At 56.7% G+C, this 18,769-nt stretch carries 14 protein-coding genes; 10 read left to right on the top strand and 4 right to left on the bottom strand.

What is annotated here, in order from left to right; genetic code table 11:
- The first annotated feature begins 225 nt into the window (after nucleotides 1–225).
- From DDT56_RS11225 to aptA, 4 genes are read left to right on the top strand one after another with little or no spacing between them, the layout of a single operon-like run.
- Nucleotides 226–1,203, top strand: a complete 978-nt coding sequence (locus tag DDT56_RS11225) for an aliphatic sulfonate ABC transporter substrate-binding protein (RefSeq protein ID WP_246856763.1) — start codon at nucleotides 226–228, stop codon at nucleotides 1,201–1,203.
- Nucleotides 1,200–2,633, top strand: a complete 1,434-nt coding sequence (gene sauS / locus DDT56_RS11220) for an acylating sulfoacetaldehyde dehydrogenase (RefSeq protein ID WP_136166531.1) — start codon at nucleotides 1,200–1,202, stop codon at nucleotides 2,631–2,633. The genes DDT56_RS11225 and sauS overlap by 4 nt, the downstream gene beginning before the upstream one ends.
- Complete coding sequence (locus DDT56_RS11215; protein ID WP_136166530.1) at nucleotides 2,630–4,222, top strand: class I adenylate-forming enzyme family protein; 1,593 nt, start codon at nucleotides 2,630–2,632, stop codon at nucleotides 4,220–4,222. The genes sauS and DDT56_RS11215 overlap by 4 nt, the downstream gene beginning before the upstream one ends.
- Entirely contained in the window at nucleotides 4,185–5,513 is a 1,329-nt protein-coding gene (gene aptA, locus DDT56_RS11210) for an omega-aminotransferase AptA (RefSeq protein ID WP_136166529.1), read from the top strand. Before DDT56_RS11215 ends, aptA begins: the two co-directional genes overlap by 38 nt.
- A 46-nt stretch (nucleotides 5,514–5,559) precedes the next feature.
- Here the strand turns inward: aptA and tauC are convergent, their stop codons facing one another.
- The 4 genes from tauC to DDT56_RS11190 form a co-directional block, all read right to left on the bottom strand.
- A complete protein-coding gene (tauC, locus tag DDT56_RS11205; protein ID WP_136166528.1) occupies nucleotides 5,560–6,399 on the bottom strand; it encodes a taurine ABC transporter permease TauC in 840 nt (279 codons plus the stop codon).
- Nucleotides 6,396–7,196 carry a taurine ABC transporter ATP-binding subunit gene (gene tauB / locus DDT56_RS11200; RefSeq protein ID WP_136166527.1) on the bottom strand — a complete coding sequence of 267 codons (801 nt, stop codon included), beginning with the start codon at nucleotides 7,194–7,196 and terminating at the stop codon, nucleotides 6,396–6,398. Before tauB ends, tauC begins: the two co-directional genes overlap by 4 nt.
- A 50-nt stretch (nucleotides 7,197–7,246) precedes the next feature.
- Nucleotides 7,247–8,224 (bottom strand): taurine ABC transporter substrate-binding protein, encoded by a 978-nt coding sequence (gene tauA, locus DDT56_RS11195; protein ID WP_136166526.1) that lies wholly within the window; start codon nucleotides 8,222–8,224, stop codon nucleotides 7,247–7,249.
- Between the two features lie 559 nt (nucleotides 8,225–8,783).
- Nucleotides 8,784–9,758, bottom strand: a complete 975-nt coding sequence (locus tag DDT56_RS11190) for a chemotaxis protein (protein ID WP_136166525.1) — start codon at nucleotides 9,756–9,758, stop codon at nucleotides 8,784–8,786.
- Between the two features lie 404 nt (nucleotides 9,759–10,162).
- Between DDT56_RS11190 and DDT56_RS11185 the strand changes: the two genes are divergently transcribed.
- The 6 genes from DDT56_RS11185 (at nucleotide 10,163) to DDT56_RS11160 (ending at nucleotide 18,705) form a co-directional block, all read left to right on the top strand.
- Complete coding sequence (locus tag DDT56_RS11185) at nucleotides 10,163–11,488, top strand: lysine N(6)-hydroxylase/L-ornithine N(5)-oxygenase family protein (RefSeq protein WP_136166524.1); 1,326 nt, start codon at nucleotides 10,163–10,165, stop codon at nucleotides 11,486–11,488.
- Nucleotides 11,485–12,693: an MFS transporter gene (locus DDT56_RS11180; protein WP_136166523.1), complete on the top strand. Its 1,209-nt coding sequence runs from the start codon at nucleotides 11,485–11,487 to the stop codon at nucleotides 12,691–12,693. The genes DDT56_RS11185 and DDT56_RS11180 overlap by 4 nt, the downstream gene beginning before the upstream one ends.
- Nucleotides 12,683–13,255 carry a GNAT family N-acetyltransferase gene (locus tag DDT56_RS11175; RefSeq protein WP_136166522.1) on the top strand — a complete coding sequence of 191 codons (573 nt, stop codon included), beginning with the start codon at nucleotides 12,683–12,685 and terminating at the stop codon, nucleotides 13,253–13,255. Before DDT56_RS11180 ends, DDT56_RS11175 begins: the two co-directional genes overlap by 11 nt.
- Nucleotides 13,256–13,260: 5 nt before the next feature.
- The gene (locus tag DDT56_RS11170) at nucleotides 13,261–15,090 is read left to right on the top strand and encodes an IucA/IucC family protein (RefSeq protein ID WP_305764585.1); all 1,830 of its coding nucleotides are present in this window, start codon (nucleotides 13,261–13,263) and stop codon (nucleotides 15,088–15,090) included.
- A 68-nt stretch (nucleotides 15,091–15,158) separates the two neighbouring features.
- Nucleotides 15,159–16,328 carry an aromatic ring-hydroxylating oxygenase subunit alpha gene (locus tag DDT56_RS11165; protein WP_210417009.1) on the top strand — a complete coding sequence of 390 codons (1,170 nt, stop codon included), beginning with the start codon at nucleotides 15,159–15,161 and terminating at the stop codon, nucleotides 16,326–16,328.
- Nucleotides 16,329–16,617: 289 nt separating this feature from the next.
- Nucleotides 16,618–18,705: a TonB-dependent siderophore receptor gene (locus DDT56_RS11160; protein ID WP_168197608.1), complete on the top strand. Its 2,088-nt coding sequence runs from the start codon at nucleotides 16,618–16,620 to the stop codon at nucleotides 18,703–18,705.
- Nucleotides 18,706–18,769: the final 64 nt, after the last annotated feature.

The raw sequence follows: 18,769 nt of genomic DNA, 5'->3' as shown, positions 1-18,769 counted from the left end.
CGCAACCATCGCGCAGCAATAATTCTAAAACTCATCCTATTGTTTTCCATTTATTTTACTCTATCGACAATATCATCTTTGCTATGCACAAAATGATATTAAGATATTTTCCTAGGTGAAAAATCGGCAATAAAAAGACAAATATCATCTTTGACAGCATAGGGGATTTTCTAAAGCATACCTCTTATTTTTCTTATTTCCGCTCACTTGATGGGGTATCTTTTTATGTCGCGATTACATTGGGTCAATCACCGCCTGACCGCTCTGATTCTGTTGTTATTACCGATCTTTACGCTCCCGCCGGCTTATGCGGAATCGACCCTGCGCCTCGGCTACCAAAAATCGTCCACCCTGTTGACCATCCTCAAGCTGCAAGGCGAGCTGGAAAAAACCTTAAATCAGCAGGGAGTGAAGGTTAGCTGGCATGAATTCTCCAGCGGGCTGCCGCTGCTGGAAGCGCTTAATCTGGGCAATGTGGATATTTCCGCCGATGTGGCGGACACCGTGCCGGTATTTTCACAGGCGGCCGGCGCCAGGCTGACCTATTTTGCGCTGGAAACCCCTTCTCCCGCGGCTCAGGCGATTCTGGTGCCGGAGCATTCCCCGCTCAAAAGCCTGGCGGAGTTAAAGGGCAAACGCATCGCCGTCACCAAAGCGGCGGGCAGCCATTACCTGTTGATTGCCGCCCTGACCAAGGCCAATCTCACTTTTAAAGATATTACGCCGGCCTACCTGACGCCGGCGGACGGCCGGGCGGCGCTGGAAAGCGGCAATATCGACGCCTGGGTAACCTGGGAACCCTTTGTCTCCAGCGCCATCGTTCAGCAACGGGCGCGGGTTCTCGCCGATGGCAAAGGGCTGGCCAGCTATCAGCGCTACTATCTTGCCGCAACGGATTACGCCGGCCGGCACCCGGAAATTCTGAATATCATTTATCAGCAACTGGAAAAAACCGGCCAGTGGGTGAAAGCCAATCCCGACCAGGCCGCCGCGCTTTTGGGGCCGCTATGGGGAAATCTGGACGTTGATACGGTCAAACTGGCCAACGCCAACCGCACGTATCAGGTAAAACCGGTAACGCCCGACAGCCTGAGCGAACAGCAGCATATCGCCGACGCTTTTTTCAAGGAGGGATTGCTGCCCAAACGCATCGATGCGCAGGACGTCGCCATCTGGCATCCTACTACGGGTCTCAGTAAATGACCGCCAGCCGCTCTCGATGCCAGGCAATACCCACGGAGAGCGACGCGGCAATAAACCAGTTGGTTAAACGCGCGCGCGACGCCCAGCAAAGGATCGATCATTACCAGCAACGGCAAATCGATCGGGTGGTGGACGCGCTGGCATGGGCCATTATCCATCCCGAACATAACCAGGCGCTGGCGGCCCAGGCCGTTGCGGATACCGGCCTGGGCGATATCAACGATAAGGTGGCGAAGAATTATCGCAAAACCATCGGCCTGCTGCGCGATCTTCAGGGAAAGCGCAGCGTCGGGGTCATCAATGAGATAGCGGAAAAAGGGATTATCGAGATCGCGCGGCCGGTGGGGGTCGTCGCGGCGATAACCCCCTCCACCAACCCGGTCGCCACGGTCATCAACAACATTATCAACGCCGTCAAATGCCGCAACGCCATTATTATCGCCCCCTCCCCCGCGGCGGCAAAGGTGTGCGCCCGCATGCTGGAGTATATCCACCACGAGCTGGATTTTGTTCAGGCGCCGCGCGATCTGGTGCAGATGCTGCCGATACCGGTCAATCGCCGTCAAACGGAGGCGTTGCTGCAACAGGCCGATCTGGTGGTCGCCACCGGTTCACGGAAAAATATCGCCGCGGCGGCGCAAAGCGGCACGCCGGCCTTTGGCGTCGGCTCCGGCAACGTCGCCAGCATCATCAGCGAAACCGCCGATATCGAGAGCGCCGCCGCCCATATCGCGGCCTCCAAAACCTTCGACAACGCCACCAGCTGTTCGTCGGAAAATAGCCTGATCGTTCCGGCGGCGGTTTATCGGCAAACCGCGGCGGCGTTGATTAAGCAAGGCGGCGTGCTGTTATCCGCGGCGGAAAAGCGGCAGCTCCAGCAGGCGCTGTGGTCGGCGGGGAAACTGGCCCGCGATAGCATTGCCCGCCCGGCCGGGCGGCTGGCGGAAATCGCCGGACTGGCGCGCGCGGAATGCCGTCAAGCGCGTTTTCTGCTGGTGGAGGAGCAGGGCATCGGCCCGCAGTTCCCCTTTTCCGGCGAAAAGCTTTCGCCGGTATTAACCCTGTACCAGGTTGACGATTTTCACCATGCCTGTGAGACGGTAAAAGAGATCTACCGCTGGCAGGGCGCCGGCCACTCCGTGGGCCTGCATACCCTCGACGAGCGCGAGGCGTTGCAGGCCGGGCTTTCGCTGCCGGCCAGCCGGGTGATCGTCAATCAGGGGCACTGTTTCGCCACCGGCGGCAACTTCAATAACGGCCTGCCCTTTACCCTGACGCTGGGCTGCGGCACCTGGGGCAAAAATCATTTCTCGGATAATCTCAACTATCGTCATTTTTTTAATCGGGTCAGCATCGTCTCGCCGATAGCGGAACAGGTTCCGACGCTGGAGGACGTGCTGGGCGCCTATTTGCAGAGGCGCTACTTATGAGCGCGCCATTGGCGACGTTGCAGGATAGCTTGCTGCGCCATGCCGCCGCGCGCCCGGACGCGCACTTTATTCTGGCCGCGGAATCGGCCGATACCCTGAGTTTCGCCCAGTTGCTACACAGCGCCGGCGCCACGGCGCAGTGGTTGCGGGCGCAAGGCTGCCGGCCGGGGGATAAAATCGCCTTTCTGCTGAGCGGCGGTTTTAATACCGTCAGGCTGGCGCTCTCTCTGATGCTGGCGGGATATGTGGTGGTGCCGCTTAATCTGCTGGCGACCGATGAGGCGCTGGAGTGGATTATCCCCCACAGCGACGCGCGCATTATTTTTACTACCCGACAGTTCGCGCCCCGTTTGCAGGACGTCGTGCGGCGGCTTCCCTCACCCGGCCCCGCCATCGTCACCGAGGAGCGGTGGCCCGCCGCGCCCCAGGAGTTATCCGCGCCCGCGGCGGCGCTTTACCGGCCGGAGCCGGCGCATCCGGCGTTATTGATGTACACCTCCGGCACCACCGGCAGGCCCAAAGGGGTGCTGCTCAGCCATGCCAATCTGTTCGCCGCCGCGCGGGAAATCAGCCGCTGGCACCGGCTTGGCCCCGAGGATCGGCTGCTGAGCGCCCTGCCGGTTTATCATATTAACGGTTGGGTTATCGGCACCCTGGTTCCGCTGTTTTCAGGGGGCAGCCTGGTCGCCATGGGGCGTTTTTCCGTCTCCGCCTGGTGGCAAACGGTCGGAAAACATCGCTGCACCTGGCTGAACCTGGTGCCCACCATGATCGCCTTTTTATTGAACGCCCCCGGCGGCGGCGCGCACCGCTATCCGCAGGTGAAATTCGCCCGCTCGGCGTCGGCGCCGCTGCCGCAGACCCACCATCAACAGTTTGAACGGCGTTTCGGCATCCCGGTGGTTGAGGGCATGGGGATGACGGAGTCCGCTTCGCTGGTTTTCTGCAACCCTCATGACGAACGGGTATACGGCAGCGTCGGGCTGCCCTGCGGCGTTCAGGCGGCGGTGGTCGATACGCGGGGAGAGCCATTGGCGGATAACCGCGTGGGAGAAATCATGCTGCGCGGCGCCAGCGTGATGAACGGCTACTACCAGGATGCGGCGCAGACCGCCTCGGCCATTCGGGACGGCTGGCTGCGTACCGGTGATTTGGGCTACCGCGATGATAACGGCTTCTATTTTATTACCGGCAGGCTGAAGGAGCTGATTATCAAAGGCGGCGAAAATATCGCGCCGCGGGAAATCGACGATGTGCTGGTCAGACACCCGGCGGTGATGGAAGCCGCCGCGTTCGCCGTTCCCGACGCCCACTACGGACAGGAAATCGCCGCCGCCATCGTCCTGAAGGACGGTTGTCCGCTGGATGAAGCGGCGCTGCGGGCGTGGTGCCGCCAGAAACTGGGGAAATACAAAACCCCGCGCGCTTTCCATGTGGTCGACAATCTGCCGCGCGGCGCGTCGGGGAAAATTCAGCGTCTTAAGCTGGGGGAACAGCTGGCATTGACTGCGCCGGGTTCGCTTCCCCCTCAAACAAGCCAGGTAACCAACGATGAGCAAACAGCCGGAAAATATAGGCAACCTTATTAACGATAACTTCTGGATCCCCTTTACCCCCAACGGCGACTTTCGCCAGGACCCGAAATTATTCACTCAGGCGCAAGGCGTTTACTATCGGGACGCGGCGGGCAAGCGCATTCTGGACGGGGTATCCGGCCTGTTTACCTCGGCGTTGGGACACGGCCGGCCTGAAATCGCCGAGGCGGTTTATCAGCAGTTGCTGACGCTGGACTATACCTCCAGCTTTTATCGCAGCCACCCGCTGGCGTTCGAAGCCGCCCGCGAACTGGCGAAAATCCTGCCGCCGCAGCTTGACCGCATCTTTTTCGTCAATTCCGGTTCCGAAGCGGTGGATAGCGCGCTGAAAATCGCGCTCGCCTACCAGCGCGCCCGCAAACAGGCGTCGCGCACCCTGTTTATCTCCCGCGAGCGCGCCTATCACGGCGTCAACTTCGGCGGCGTGGCCCTCAGCGGGCTGACCAATAACCGCCGCCAGTTCGCCGGTAGTTGGCCGCAGGTGGCGCATCTGCGCCACACCTGGCTGGAGGAAAACCGCTATAGCCGCGGCCAGCCCGAACACGGCGACTATCTGGCGGACGACCTGCAACGCCTGGTTGAACTGCACGGCGCCGAAAATATCGCCGCCTGCGTTATCGAGCCCATCGCCGGCTCCACCGGAGTGCTGGTTCCGCCCAAAGGCTATCTGGAGCGCATCCGGCTGTTGTGCGATCGCTATGACATTCTGTTGATTATGGATGAAGTGATCTGCGGATTCGGCCGTACGGGCCAGGCGTTCGCCAGCCAGACGTTCAATATTCGCCCGGACATCATTACCCTGGCCAAGGCGCTGACCAACGGCACCCAGCCGATGGCCGCCGTCGCCGTCGATCGCCGCATCTACCAGCAGATTATCAACGCGGCGGACGAACAGAGCATTGAATTCTTTCACGGCTACACCTGGAGCGCCCATCCGGCCGCCTGCGCCGCGGCGTTGGCCACCCTGAGGCTCTATCGGCAAGAGGACGCTTTCGCCGCGGGCGAAGCGCTCAGCCCCTATTTTCTGGATAAGCTGTTTGAATTACAGGATCTGGCGGTGATTAGCGATATCCGCGGGTTCGGGCTGCTGGGCGGCATCGATCTGCGCCCCGCGGAGAAACCCGGCCTGCGCGGCTATCGCTTGCAGAAGAAGCTGTTTGAGCAGGGGCTGCATGTTAAATCGACCGGGGATGCGTTGATTATCGCCCCTATCCTGCTGGCGACCCGCGACCATATCGATGAACTGTTCGGCACGCTGCGGCGGGTATTGCACGAAGAGCGCTAGCTCCGCCTCCCCGCTGACGCCGCAAGGCAGCAGCGGGATAGCCGCGTCAGGATGTCTGACCGTGCCAGGGAGCCAGTTTGCGTTGCAGATAACGCAGCCCGACCTCCATCACCACCGCTACGATGGCAATAACGAAAATCCCCAGGATCACCACCTCGGTGACCAGAAACTGCGAGGCCGCCTGCACCATAAACCCCAGCCCCTGCGTGGCGGCCACCAGCTCCGCCGCCACCAGCGTCGACCAACCGACGCCCAGTCCGATGCGGACACCGATCAGAATATCCGGCAGCGCGCCGGGAAAAATCACATAGCGAATCAGCTGCCACGGCGTCGCGCCCAACGTCTGGGCGGCGCTGACTCTGGCGGGATCCGCGCTGCGCACGCCGCCGGCGGTGGCGATAACCACCGGCGCCAGAATAGCCAGGTAGATCAACAGTACTTTGGAAAACTCGCCGATGCCGAACCAGATGACAATCAGCGGCAAATAGGCCAGCGGCGGGATGGGCCGGTAAAACTCGATAAGCGGATCAAATATCCCGCGGGCAATCCGGCTGCGGCCGATGGCGACCCCCAGCGGGATGGCCGTCGCCAGCGCCGCCAGCAACGCCAGTCCGATACGTTGCAGGCTGGCGTATAAATGGTGCCATAGGGTGGAGTCCATATATCCCACCGTCGCCAGTTGCCACAGCCGTCGCAAAACCGCGCCGGGAGAAGGAAGAAACAACGGCTCAATCAGATTAAGCCGGGTGACCAGCCACCACGTCAGCAGCAGTCCCGTCACGCTGAAAGCGCTGATAACAATCAGCGGAAGCGGTTTTTTAGCGCTGGGTTTGGGCGGTTTTCCGGCGTTGTTTTGCCGCGTCGCCGCGTCATCAAGGGCGCTCATGATTTCCCCTCCTCGTGGTTTGCAAACTGTTCACGGTCGGCAAACACGCGGGAGAGCACATACTCCCGCGATTCAATAAACAACGGATCGGATTTTATCGACCTGGCGCTCTCGCCGTCGGCATAGCGTGTGCCGAACTCCAGCTTCAGGTGCTCGACGATGCGTCCGGGATGGGGCGACATGACGATCAGATCGGTGGCGAGGAAGATCGCCTCTTCAATATCGTGGGTAATCAAAAAAACCGGCTTGGCCGCTTTTTGCCACACGGTGAGCAACAACTCCTGCATCTGCTCGCGCGTAAAGGCATCCAGCGCGCCGAAAGGCTCGTCCAGCAGTAAAATGCGCGGGTCGGCCGCCAGCGCTCGGGCAATCCCCACCCGCTGCCGCTGTCCGCCGGAAAGCTGCCACACCGCCCGGCGGTCATACCCGCTCAGCCCGACCTGCGCCAGCAGCCTGCGGGCTTTCTGTTCGCGTTCAGCCCTGGGCACGCCGGCCAGTTGCAGCCCGAAAGCCACATTTCCCAGCACATCCTGCCATGGCAGCAGAACGTCATGCTGGAAAACCACCCCGCGCTCCGGACCCGGCCCGCTGATGGCCGCGCCATCAAGCGAGATGGCCCCGGCGACCGGCTGAATAAACCCGGCGATCAAATTAAGCAGCGTGGTTTTTCCACTGCCCGACGGCCCCAGCGCCACCATCAGCTGGCTGGCGGACAGCGTCAACGAAATATCTTCCAGCACCGGCCGTTCGTTGGCGCTATATTGCGCGCTAACCTGTTCAAGTTTCAGTAATGTCATCAGGGTATCCGCTGGCAAATCATCCCGCGCGCGGGGTCGCCGTCAAAACATCATTCCGGGACATATTTGGCGGTAACATAAGGCGTGTAGTCAGGCAAAACGGCATCGATGCGCCCCTGTTCCTTGAGAAACGCCGCCGTATCGCCGATGGCCTTCACCGTCGGCGCGCCCAGGGATTCCCGCTGCTCCTCCGCCAGCGGATAGGTATTTCCCTGCAACAAACCGGGGATATCTTCCGCCTTGGCGCCGGTGATTTTCACCAGTTTGTCGATATTGCCTTTATCCGCCAGCCAGGCCTGCGGATCCTGGCGGTAGCGGGCGTAGGCATCCTGGGTGACTTTGGCGAACGCTTTCGCCGCCTCGGGATGCTTCTCGGCGAAGTCTTTACGCACCAGCCAGACATCAAACGTCGGCGCGCCGAGCTTCGCCAAATCGCCGGAGGAGATCAGCACCTTGCCGCTCGCTTTCGCCACGCCGAGCGCCGGGTCCCAGGTATAGGCGGCGTCAATGTCGCCGCGTTGCCAGGCGGCGCTGATCGCCGGCGGGTTAAGATTGAGGATCTGCACTTTTTTGGCGTCGATATTCCAGTGCTTGAGCGCCGCCAGCAGGCTGTAATGGCTGGTGGAAACAAAGGGCGTCGCCACTTTTTTACCCACCAAATCCGCAGGCGTGGCGATACCGGAACCATTACGCGCCACCAGCGCTTCGCTGGTGCCCAGCTTGGAGGCGATCAGCAGCGTTTCAACCGGCACCTTCTGACTGACCGCGGCGGCATAAGGACTTGAGCCCAGATAGGCGATCTGCACCCCGCCGGAGGCCACCGCGGCAATCACTTCCGCGCCGGCGTCGAATTTGCGCCAGTCGATTTTCAGCCCGGTGGCTTTTTCATACTCGCCGTCCGCCTGAGACACCTGTGAAGGGTCGGGGATGGTTTGGTATGCCACGGTAAAATCGGCGGCGGCGGCGCTAAAACCGATGCTGATTAATACGCTTGCGGCCAATACCGGCCGAAAAAAATGATATTTCATCGCTATCCTCTATTAAATAGAAATATTTTTTCCTCTCGCTTGTGGAGACAATATACGATGAAAAACGGAGATAAAAACGCATCTGCATATAATAAATAAAACTAATATTTGCTGAAAAATAACTATAAAAATAACCTCGCCAAAAAAGGTTTATACCCTAAATAATTCGAGTTGCAGGAAGGCGGCAAGGGAAGGACAAATTCGTCGGGAACGAATTTGACCAGCCAACGGATGGCCTCCGGTGAGAGACAGGAAGTCTCTCATTTAATCCCGATGAGCTTACACAAGTAAGTGATTCGGGTGACTGACAAATCTGCCTGGAGCAGATTTGAACGCTGCTTGCAGCGGCCCCAACGGGGCGAGGCCCACGGATGGGCCGAGTAATGCAGCCAACGCATCTGCAGCTTGAAGTATGACGGGTATATTACAAAATAAGGTGCTGGAAATATTATCCCCTGCCGCCCGGCGATGGCGGAAAGAATTAAAAAAGCCCGCTCGGTTTACCTGAGCGGGCTTTTTTGCTGCGCTGCCGACATTAAATTATCGGCGATCGGCCGCGTTATGCCCGAGCCGGTTTGGCGCCGTCGAGCACGCCGTGGATAACCGTCGCCAGTTCGTTGATTTCGAATTTCGCCACGTAGGCATCCGCCCCGACCTTGCGCACATGATCTTCGTTGGCGCTGCCGGACAGAGAGGAGTGGATAATAACCGGGATATTCCTGAGGAAATCATCGTGCTTGATATTGCGCGTCAGCGTAAAGCCATCCATCTCCGGCATTTCCAAATCCGTCAGCACAAAGGCGATTTTGTCGGAAATCGGCCGGCCTTCCGCCTGCGCCTGTTGCGCCATCGCCTTGATTTTCTTCCAGGCTTCCAGTCCGGTAACATGCATCGCGGCGGGGATCGCCATCATGTCCAGCCCCTGTTGCAGCAGCGAACGGGCGACCTTGGAATCCTCGGCCACAATGGCGACCGCCCCCGGTTTGAAATTAAACGCCCTGGCCTGCTCATCGTTTATATGGATATTACGGTCGACCGGGATGATGTCATGCAGAATCTGTTCCACATCCAGCACCTGGGCCAGGCGGTTACTCTCTTTATCGCTGTCCAGCCGGGCGATACTGGTGATATAGCTGCTGCTGACGCCGGCTTCGGCGGTAAGCACTTGGGTCCAGTCCAGACGGACGATATCGTCGACCGACTCCACCGCGAAGGCCTGGGTGCTGCGCGCATATTCCGTCACCAGCAGAATATTGAGCCCCGTCTCCGGCACGCAGCCGGCGACGGCGGGAAGATCGATAACCGGAATGACCTGTCCGCGAATATTCACCATGCCCAGCATGGGCGACTTCATGCCCGCCGCTTTGGTCAGCGAGGGCATGGGAACGATCTCGCGCAGCTTGAATACGTTGATACCGAACAGCTCCGACGGCAATTCATGGGACGCGCTTCCTAAGCGGAACAATAACAGCTCAAACTTGTTAGCGGAGGTGAGATTAGTTCTCTCATCAATATCTTTTTGAAAATTATCCATGTTTTCCTCAATGCGAATACGTATTAATGTCCGCTAACAAGACGACATCAGCGATGCGGGCAAAAAATAAGGGCTAAGATCCCACCCCCTCACTTTACGCGATCAATCGCTCTCTTCAAATCACTCTTGCCGGTTATTTATCGTCAAAAAACAGGGGGTTTATATTGTCCGTCCCATTTTCCCGTTTTAAATAGCCTCAAACCCGCAGGCTGATTCCCAGCGCGTTTCTCAATCCCCCCAAGCCACAATTTAACCCTTAATATACAAATGAGAATCCTTTATTTAAAAAAATGATAACCATTTAGCTTCCAAAATGACACGCATTTGTAATAAGTTGGCCGCAGGATGGAAATACGATTCTCATGCAATAAGCATCAATCTTACCGTTAAGAAGGAGTGGTGGTATGAGGAAAACGTATGACTTTTTGGCCATAGGGCTGGGGCCGTTTAACCTTAGCCTTGCCTGCCTGGTATCACCGCTGGAAGGGGTGGAAAGCCTCTTCCTCGACAGGAAAAAAGCGTTCACCTGGCATGAAGGAATGCTGCTGGATGGCACGACGCTGCAAAACCCGTTTCTCGCCGATTTGGTCTCAATGGCCGACCCCACCAGTCCTTTCAGCTATCTCAATTATTGTAAACAGCAAGGCCGGTTGTACACCTACTATATTCGAGAGAACTGGTACTTATCGCGCCAGGAGTTCAATCGCTATTGCCAGTGGGTTACCGGGCAACTCGAAAACCTGAAATTCCAACATGAAGTCGAAAATATTCGCTACGATCCCGACCTATCCGCTTATATTGTTTCAGGTTCAGATCATTCCCGAGGCACGAATTTTGAATTCATAGCCAAAAAACTGGTCGTTGGCATCGGCAGCGTGCGCCACCTTCCTCCTGGCAGCGAGATCCGGCATGCCATTCATACTGCCGATTACCTGAAAAACCGCGAATACCTAAAAAAATGCCGAAATATCACTATCATAGGCAGCGGTCAAAGTGGCGCCGAAGTCTACCGTGAACTCCTGGTTGATGCCAAACAGCATGGCTATACGCTGAACTGGATCACCCGGGCGCCAAGATTCTTTCAAATGGAAAACGCCAAGCTGACGCTTGAATTGATCAGTCCAGACTACGGAAATTACTTTTACGGCCTTGATCCAGCAGTTAAATCTGCGCTTATCGCAGATCAACGCACCATTTACAACGGCATCAACCCTTCTCTTATTGCTGAAATTTACGACCTGCTTGATGAACGCCGCCATCTCGACGCGCCACAAACGCGTCTTTTACCGAATATGGCTCTCACGGAGTGTGGATTTTCCCCTGATACCCGGCACTGGACGCTGGAATTCACCCACACCCAAACCGGGGAGGTATTTGGCCATCAGACTGACGGGCTGGTTTTTGCTACTGGCTATCGCTATCGGCTGCCTGCTTTTATTGAGGGCATCAGAGACCGCATTCGCTGGGATGAGGAAGGCCGCTATCGGCCATTCAGGCACTGGGCGGTCGATCACCAGGGCCTGGAAATCTTTGTCCAGAATGTAGGGTTTCAAAGCCACGGCCTGATCAATCCGGATTTGGGCCTCGCCTGCTATCGCAACAGCCGATTGGTGCTTGCCTTAACCGGCGTAGATCACTATCCCGCCGAGCAACGGACCATTTTCCAGGACTTTCGGCCCCCCCGCGATAGCGGTTTTGAATTGATCGCCAGAAAAGGTAATGCCGAATGACGCTACGGATGACCATTCTCATCATGTCTGCATTTGGCGTGATCAGCGATTCTATCCTGATCGCATTCTATCCCCAGTTTTTCAGGGAGCGCTACGGAATCACCAGTACGGTACATGTCGGCGCCTATATCGCTGCGATCTCTATTGCCGTTATGTGCATGTTGCCCGTATGGGCGCGTATTGCCAGACGGATAGAAACCATGCGTCTGCTGGTTTATACGCAATTCGCCGCCGCCATATTCTGCGTGTTTTCAGCCTGGGCGCCGACAGCTTGGAGCTACTGGCTGCTAACCATGATCATGTTCATGACCAAGGCCAGCTACCTGCTGATGTTTCCCTATCTGATGCGGCTGGAAAAACCCCAAAACCACAGCATGGTTATCGGTGCGCTGTCCGTTGTGGTGCATATTGGCGCCATCTTCGGCGCGACCATAGGCGGCCTGGGGCTGCAACAATACGGACCGGTGTTTTGCATCTGGCTGATGGCCGCGGGCGACTTTGCCCAATTGGGATTGTGCCTCTACCTGCTGTACAGCGGGAAAGCAACGCCTGTACTATCCAGAGACGAAAAAGCAACATCCCTTCCCCTTCCCAAACGTTCGCCACAGGCGCTTTCAGCCTTGCTCAAGCTCAGCCTGCTGATGTTGCTGTTCGATTTCAGCGCCTACCTGGTCAGGCCGTTCTTTAGCGTGTATTGGGAAAATACCACCGGCCTTACCAACCAGATGCTGACCGGGCTGATTTTCGCCATACCGGGGATCGTGGCGCTCATCGCATTGTCCGTCAAACGCCGGTATTCTCCGCCGCCGGGCCTACTCGATCATACGCTGGGCAATCTGCTGATCGGCGCGCTGGGCCTGATGCTTCAGGCAACCCCGTCGCTGTGGCTCATTGTCCTGGGCCGCTGCCTGTACGGCTGGGCACTCTACCAAGTCACTGTGAAACTGGAAGTGACATTGTTCAAAGTCAGTTCCCCGGAAGTCTATGCCCGTGATTTCGGCGTTACCAACTTCTTTCAGAATCTGGGGGTTCTGCTCTCTTCGTTCGGTGCCGGTTATCTGGTCAGTCTGATCGGGATACCGGCCTCTTTTGTGATAGCGGCAATCGGCATGCTGCTTACCGCAGTCATCGATCGCCTCTCTTTCGGTATTGATCTACATCACCTGCCATCAAGCAAATCGGGAGATCTCAAAAATGTCGCATGAACTCATGATCCCGGCTCAAAAACGTCCGGAGCTTAATGCCGACATGGGGCTCCGACCATTAAACCTGCAACGGGATATCACGGTGATCCATCCCTGGTATCAAATGGACTATGCCCACTACTGGAACATGCAGAATATGACGCCTGAGGAAACGCGCGCCTTTTATCAAGAAGCCGCGGTGAAATCACATCTCCAGGCATTTATGGGATTTCACCGCAACGAACCGGCCTTCGTCATGGAGTGTTACGACCCGGACAGGGATGAGATCGCCAAACATTACGATGTCCTGCCAGGCGATATAGGCATGCACTTCTTTGTCGGCCCGGCCACCAGACCGATTCACAATTTCACACGCGACGTGCTTCGTACCCTGGTGGCCTTTCTGTTTGACGAATTATCCGCGCAGCGCGTGGTCGTCGAACCTGATATTCGCAACACACAAGTACACCGTCTCAATGAAACAGTCGGCTTTAAGACCGCGGGCAGCCTCCAACTACCAGGCAAAACCGCACTGTTGGCCTTTTGCTCATCAACAGATTTCGAGCACTCACTGAAAGGATGAATGCCATGATGAATATTCCCCCCCCTGGTCAGCCTGCCTCTGTCGTACCTCACCTGACGCCGGATGTCTGGCACAAAGTCAACCGCCATCTGGTGCGTAAAGCCATCTCGGAGTATGCGCACGAACAGGTGTTTACCCCCGCCGAAATTGATGCCGACGGCCATGCTGGCTGGGGAGTATTCGAACTGACCGCCGATACGATTTCCTGTTGCTATCGTTTTCACGCACGTCGGCTGGCACTGCGCCACTGGTGGATAGAGCCATCCAGTATCGTGCGCATTCTGAATGGAAAAAGCGAGCAGCCTCTGGATGCGCTGACCTTCATCAACGATTTCAAGCACACCCTCGGCATCCCCGCCGACAAGCTACCGATTTATCTTGATGAAATCAGCAGTACCCTATACGGAGCCGCCTACAAGCACAGTCGCCCATACCTTAGCAGTGCGGAACTGGCCGATGCCGATTACCAGGAATTCGAATCCGCCATGATCGAGGGTCACCCCGGCTTTGTGGCCAATAACGGCCGTTTAGGCTTCGATGCTTTCGATTACCATGCCTATGCTCCGGAAACCGGATCGCGCTTCGCTATCGTCTGGCTGGCGGTACACAAGGATCAGGCCCATTTCGCCGCGATCCCCGGTCTCGACCATGACACCCTGCTGCGAGAGGAACTGGGAGAAGCCCTGCTTGAGCGCTATCGACGGCAATTGTATGAACAGGGACTTGATGCCGGTAATTACCTGTTTATGCCGGCTCATCCCTGGCAATGGTTTAATAAACTCAGCATCATGTTCGCCGCCGATATCGCGAACCGCCGTATCGTGCCTTTAGGCAACAGCGAAGATCTGTATGTAGCCCAGCAGTCAGTACGCACCTACTTCAATGCCTCCCAGCCCGATAAATGCTACGTCAAAACCTCGCTGTCGGTGCTCAACATGGGGTTTATGCGCGGCCTGTCCCCCTACTACATGGCTGGTACGCCCGCCATCAATGCCTATCTGGATGATCTGATCGCCAGCGACCCGGTGCTGCGCGCATACGGTTTCACTATTCTGCGCGAAGTCGCCTCCGTCGGTTACCGTAACCACTACTATGAGGCCGCGCTGGAAACCGACAGCCCCTACAAGAAAATGCTTTCCGTACTCTGGCGTGAAAGCCCGATCGGCCGGCTCAAGCCTGGTGAACGACTGATGACCATGGCAGCGCTGCTGCACGTCGACCCGCAAGGCAACGCCCTGATAGCGGAGTTGATATCCCGTTCCGGCTTGAGTGCACAGCAGTGGGTGGAGCAGTATCTCAGGGCTTTCCTGCACCCGCTTATCCATTGCTTCTATGCGCACTTCCTGACGTTCATGCCCCACGGCGAGAACCTGATTCTGATCCTCGACGGCTATGTGCCGGTGCGGGTCATTATGAAAGACATCGCCGAAGAGTCGGCCATCCTCGACAAAGACGCTCAGATGCCGCCAGGGCTGGAACGCCTTGCCGTGGATGTGCCTGAAAATTACAAAATCCTAGGCATCTTCATTGACGTTTTCGACGGTGTATTCCGTCACCTGAGCCAGCTCCTGGAGGAGAATGGCTGCATGGATGAGCATAGGTTCTGGCGCACCGTGGCGCAGTCGGTTATCGACTACCAGCAGGCACATCCGGAACTACAGGCGCGTTTTGAACAGCATGACTTCTTTGCGCCGACTTTTCTGCACTCGTGCCTGAACCGCCTGCAATTGAAAAACAATTTACAGATGGTCGATTTAGCGAATCCGGCAGCTAGCCTGATTATGGCCGAACCGCTGGAAAACCCGGTGGCACCGTTCTCTCCGCGCCGAAGATGACCTTAATACCCGGGCTCAGGTTTATCCAACGCCCGGAGTAAACCAGTCAGTCATAGGAGGTACCGTTCATGTACAGTCCAACCAGCAAGATTAGTCAGATTTTCGGAAACTCTGCCATGCAGAGTCCCCCTATGCTGCCTATCAAGGCCTACTGCGATCCTGCCATATATGAGCTTGAACAAGAGCTTATCTTCAAACGCAGCGCCTGCTATATCGGACACGAAATGATGGTTCCCGAACCGGGTGACTGGTATGCCCTCCCCCATGACGGGTACTCGCGGATCCTGCTCAGAAACGCCAATGGCATCGAGTTAATCTCAAATGTCTGCCGTCACCGCCAGGCATTGATGCTAGGGGATTTCGGCCCCGGCACGCAGGAGTCGGTTATTCGGCGTGGCAATCTAAGTTCGACTGGCGGCCTAATCCTGTGCCCGCTCCACGGCTGGAACTATGACAGCAGCGGTACCCACCTTGGTGCGCCGAAATTTCCCGAGCATCCCTGCCGCAATCTGCCCAAATATCCTATTTCCAATGTGGCCGGTTTCCTGTTTGAAGGCCCTCGCGATCCAGTGAAAGATATAGGCCGACTGTTTGAACATCCGGATTTAGACTTCAGTGACTATGAGCTCGATCACATCGAAATGCATCCGTGCAGCTGCAACTGGAAAACGTTCATCGAAATTTATAATGACGATTACCATATTGCCTCGTTCCATCCTGGTCTGCGGCGCTATGTCCGTAGTGAAGGACTGAGTTGGGAATATGGCGACTGGTTCAGTCTGCAACGCATCAACGTCAATCCCCGGCTCGACCGTGCCGGCACCAACACCTACCAGGACTGGCACCAGGGGCTGATGGCGCTTTACGGCGGAAACAGTCCGGAGTTTGGCGCCATCTGGGCGAGCTACTACCCAACGCACATGATCGAGGTCTTTCCGCATGCCCTGGTGCTTTCCACCGTCTACCCCACCGGCATACACGACACCCTCAACGTCGTGGAGTTTTACTATCCCAGCAAACTTCGGCAATCCAATCGTTATCTGATCGAGTCACACCGGGCGGCATATATGGAAACCGCGATTGAGGACGATGAAATAGCCGAGCGCACCGACGCAGGGAGAAGATCATTGTATAACCGCGGGATTGATGATGCCGGCCCCTATCAGGTACCGCTCGAAGAAGGGATGCAGCATTTCCATTACTGGTATCGCTCAATCATGAATTCCTTTTTGAGTTAGCCGCTTAGCGCTAATTTCATTTTTATTCGAATCAAATGACAATAACGGCGCAAAAAGGGCAAAATTCATACACAGGGAGATGAATACAAATCACTCTCATTAAGAAAATCATGAGCATTTTTATTATCTTTTGAAAGCGCCATAAACAGAAACGTTTATGCAAAAAGAAAAATTGACGATTAAAAAATAACCACAGGGGTGTCATACCATGAGGCATTTATTATTCAAACCAGCCGCCCTCTCAGCGCAGATCAGGCTGGCTATCGTTGTGGGAATATCTCCGGCGCTCATGTTGCCATCCCCGGCGATTTTTGCGCAGTCGGCCGCCGCCGCGGATACGATTACGGTCAGTAAACAGGCGGAAGCCAGCCAGCCCGAAATCACCGAAAATACCGGTTCCTACACGGTCAGGGCCAACAGTACCGCGACTAAACTCAGCCTTTCGCCGCGAGATACGCCGCAAACCACCACCACGATCACGCGCCAACAGCTCGACGATTTCAGGCTAACCAACGCCAATGATTCTCTTCAGGCCGGCGGGGTCAGCGTGCAGCGGGTTGAGACCGATCGAACCTACTACACCGTCCGCGGTTTCGACGTGAATAATTTCCAGATCGACGGCATAGGACTGCCTTTCACATCGGAAGAGCAGATGGGGGATATCGATACCGTGCTGTACGACCACATTGAAGTGCTCAAAGGCGCCAACGGGCTGACCTCCACGCCCGGCAACCCTTCGGCCACCATCAATTTCGTACGCAAACGTCCGCCCCGTGAATTTCAGGGCAAAGGTTCGCTCAGCTATGGCTCGTGGGACACCGGGCGCGCCGAACTCGACCTGAGCGGGCCGCTCAACGACGCCGGCACTCTGCGCGGTCGGATCATCGGCGCGCATCAGGACGGAAACTCCTACCTCGACCGCTACTCGCAGAAAAAAACCATTTTCTCCGGAATTCTGGAAGCGGATCTGACCGACAGCACAACGGCCACCCTCGGCTATTCGGAGCAGCGCAACCGTCCCAAAGGCATTATGTGGAGCGCCCTGACGCTCTATCATACCGATGGCTCCCCGGTCAATTACAGCCGTTCGCATAATACCGCGCCGGACTGGGCCTACTGGAATACGGATGACCGACAGACTTTCGCCGAACTGACGACGCAATGGGATGAAGGCTGGCAAAGCAAACTCACCCTCAACTACCGGGAAATGACTTCCGAAGGCGAGATGTTTATGGCGGGTGGCGTGCCAGACAGCCAGACCGGTCTGGGACTGACCTCCTATGCGTCAAAATTCGATCGCACAGAGCGTCAGATCTTTGGCGACGCCAATATCAAAGGTCCTTTCGAGCTGTTCGGCAACGTTCATGAAGCCGTATTCGGCACCAGTTGGGCCCGCACCAACCCGCACTGGACGTCGCGGGACGACGCCATAAGCGAACCACTCCCCCCGGTAGGGGAGTTCAACGGAGATTTCCCGCGCCCCGCTTTCGCCAACGTAACCAGCACCGCGGATTACACCATTTACCGGCAAAACTATTACGCCGCCGGACTGTTCCAGATAACCGACAGGTTCAAGACGCTGGCCGGCGTCAATGTCTCCAGGCTGCGCAGCAACGGTCATCGCCTGACCGATTCGCACCAGTACAGCAAATCGAAAATCATCCCCTACTTCGGCCTGTTATACGACATCAACGACAACTACTCCGCCTACGCCAGCTACACGGAGATCTTCAGCCCGCAATACCTGCTGGATCACTCCCACGGCCTGTTGAAACCCATCGAAGGCAACAGTATCGAGGGCGGCATCAAAGGAGAGTGGCTCGACAAGCGCCTGAGCGCTACCCTGGCGCTATTCCGTACCGAGCAGGAAAACACCGCCGAGTACGCAGGCTTCGACTCCGATCAGGGTTTTTCCTATTACAAACCGGTGGACACCATTTCCAAAGGCGCCGAACTGACGCTGGCCGGCCAGTTGACGCCCAACTGGCAGATCAGCACCGGCTTCACCCGCCTGTTTTCGCTGGAAGATGCGGATGGCAACCGCGCCCGCACCTATACGCCGCGCAATCAGGCCTATCTGAGCACCACCTACCGGGTGCCGCAGATCCAGGATCTGAAGGTGGGCGCCAGCATAAACTGGCAAAGCGATATTTTCCGCGAGCAGGGCGCATCGACAACGGGTGATACCATTATCAGCCGCCAGGGTTCCTACGCGGTGTTCAATGCCATGGCGAGCTACGATATCAATAAAAACGTCAATCTCAGTCTCAATATCAACAACCTGCTCGATCGCAAATACCTGACCAGCCTTTACTGGGCGCAGTCCTATTACGCGCCGGGGCGTAACGCTACGCTGTCGGTAAACGTGAAGTTCTGATCGCCGTCGCCTTTGTTCCGTTGCCGGGACAAAGGCGTTTTCAGCGTCAGGCGCGACGGGCAGT

The sequence above is a fragment of the Brenneria corticis genome (assembly GCF_003115855.1).
Taxonomy (GTDB): domain Bacteria; phylum Pseudomonadota; class Gammaproteobacteria; order Enterobacterales; family Enterobacteriaceae; genus Brenneria; species Brenneria corticis.
This window is presented reverse-complemented; position numbering and strand designations above follow the sequence as displayed.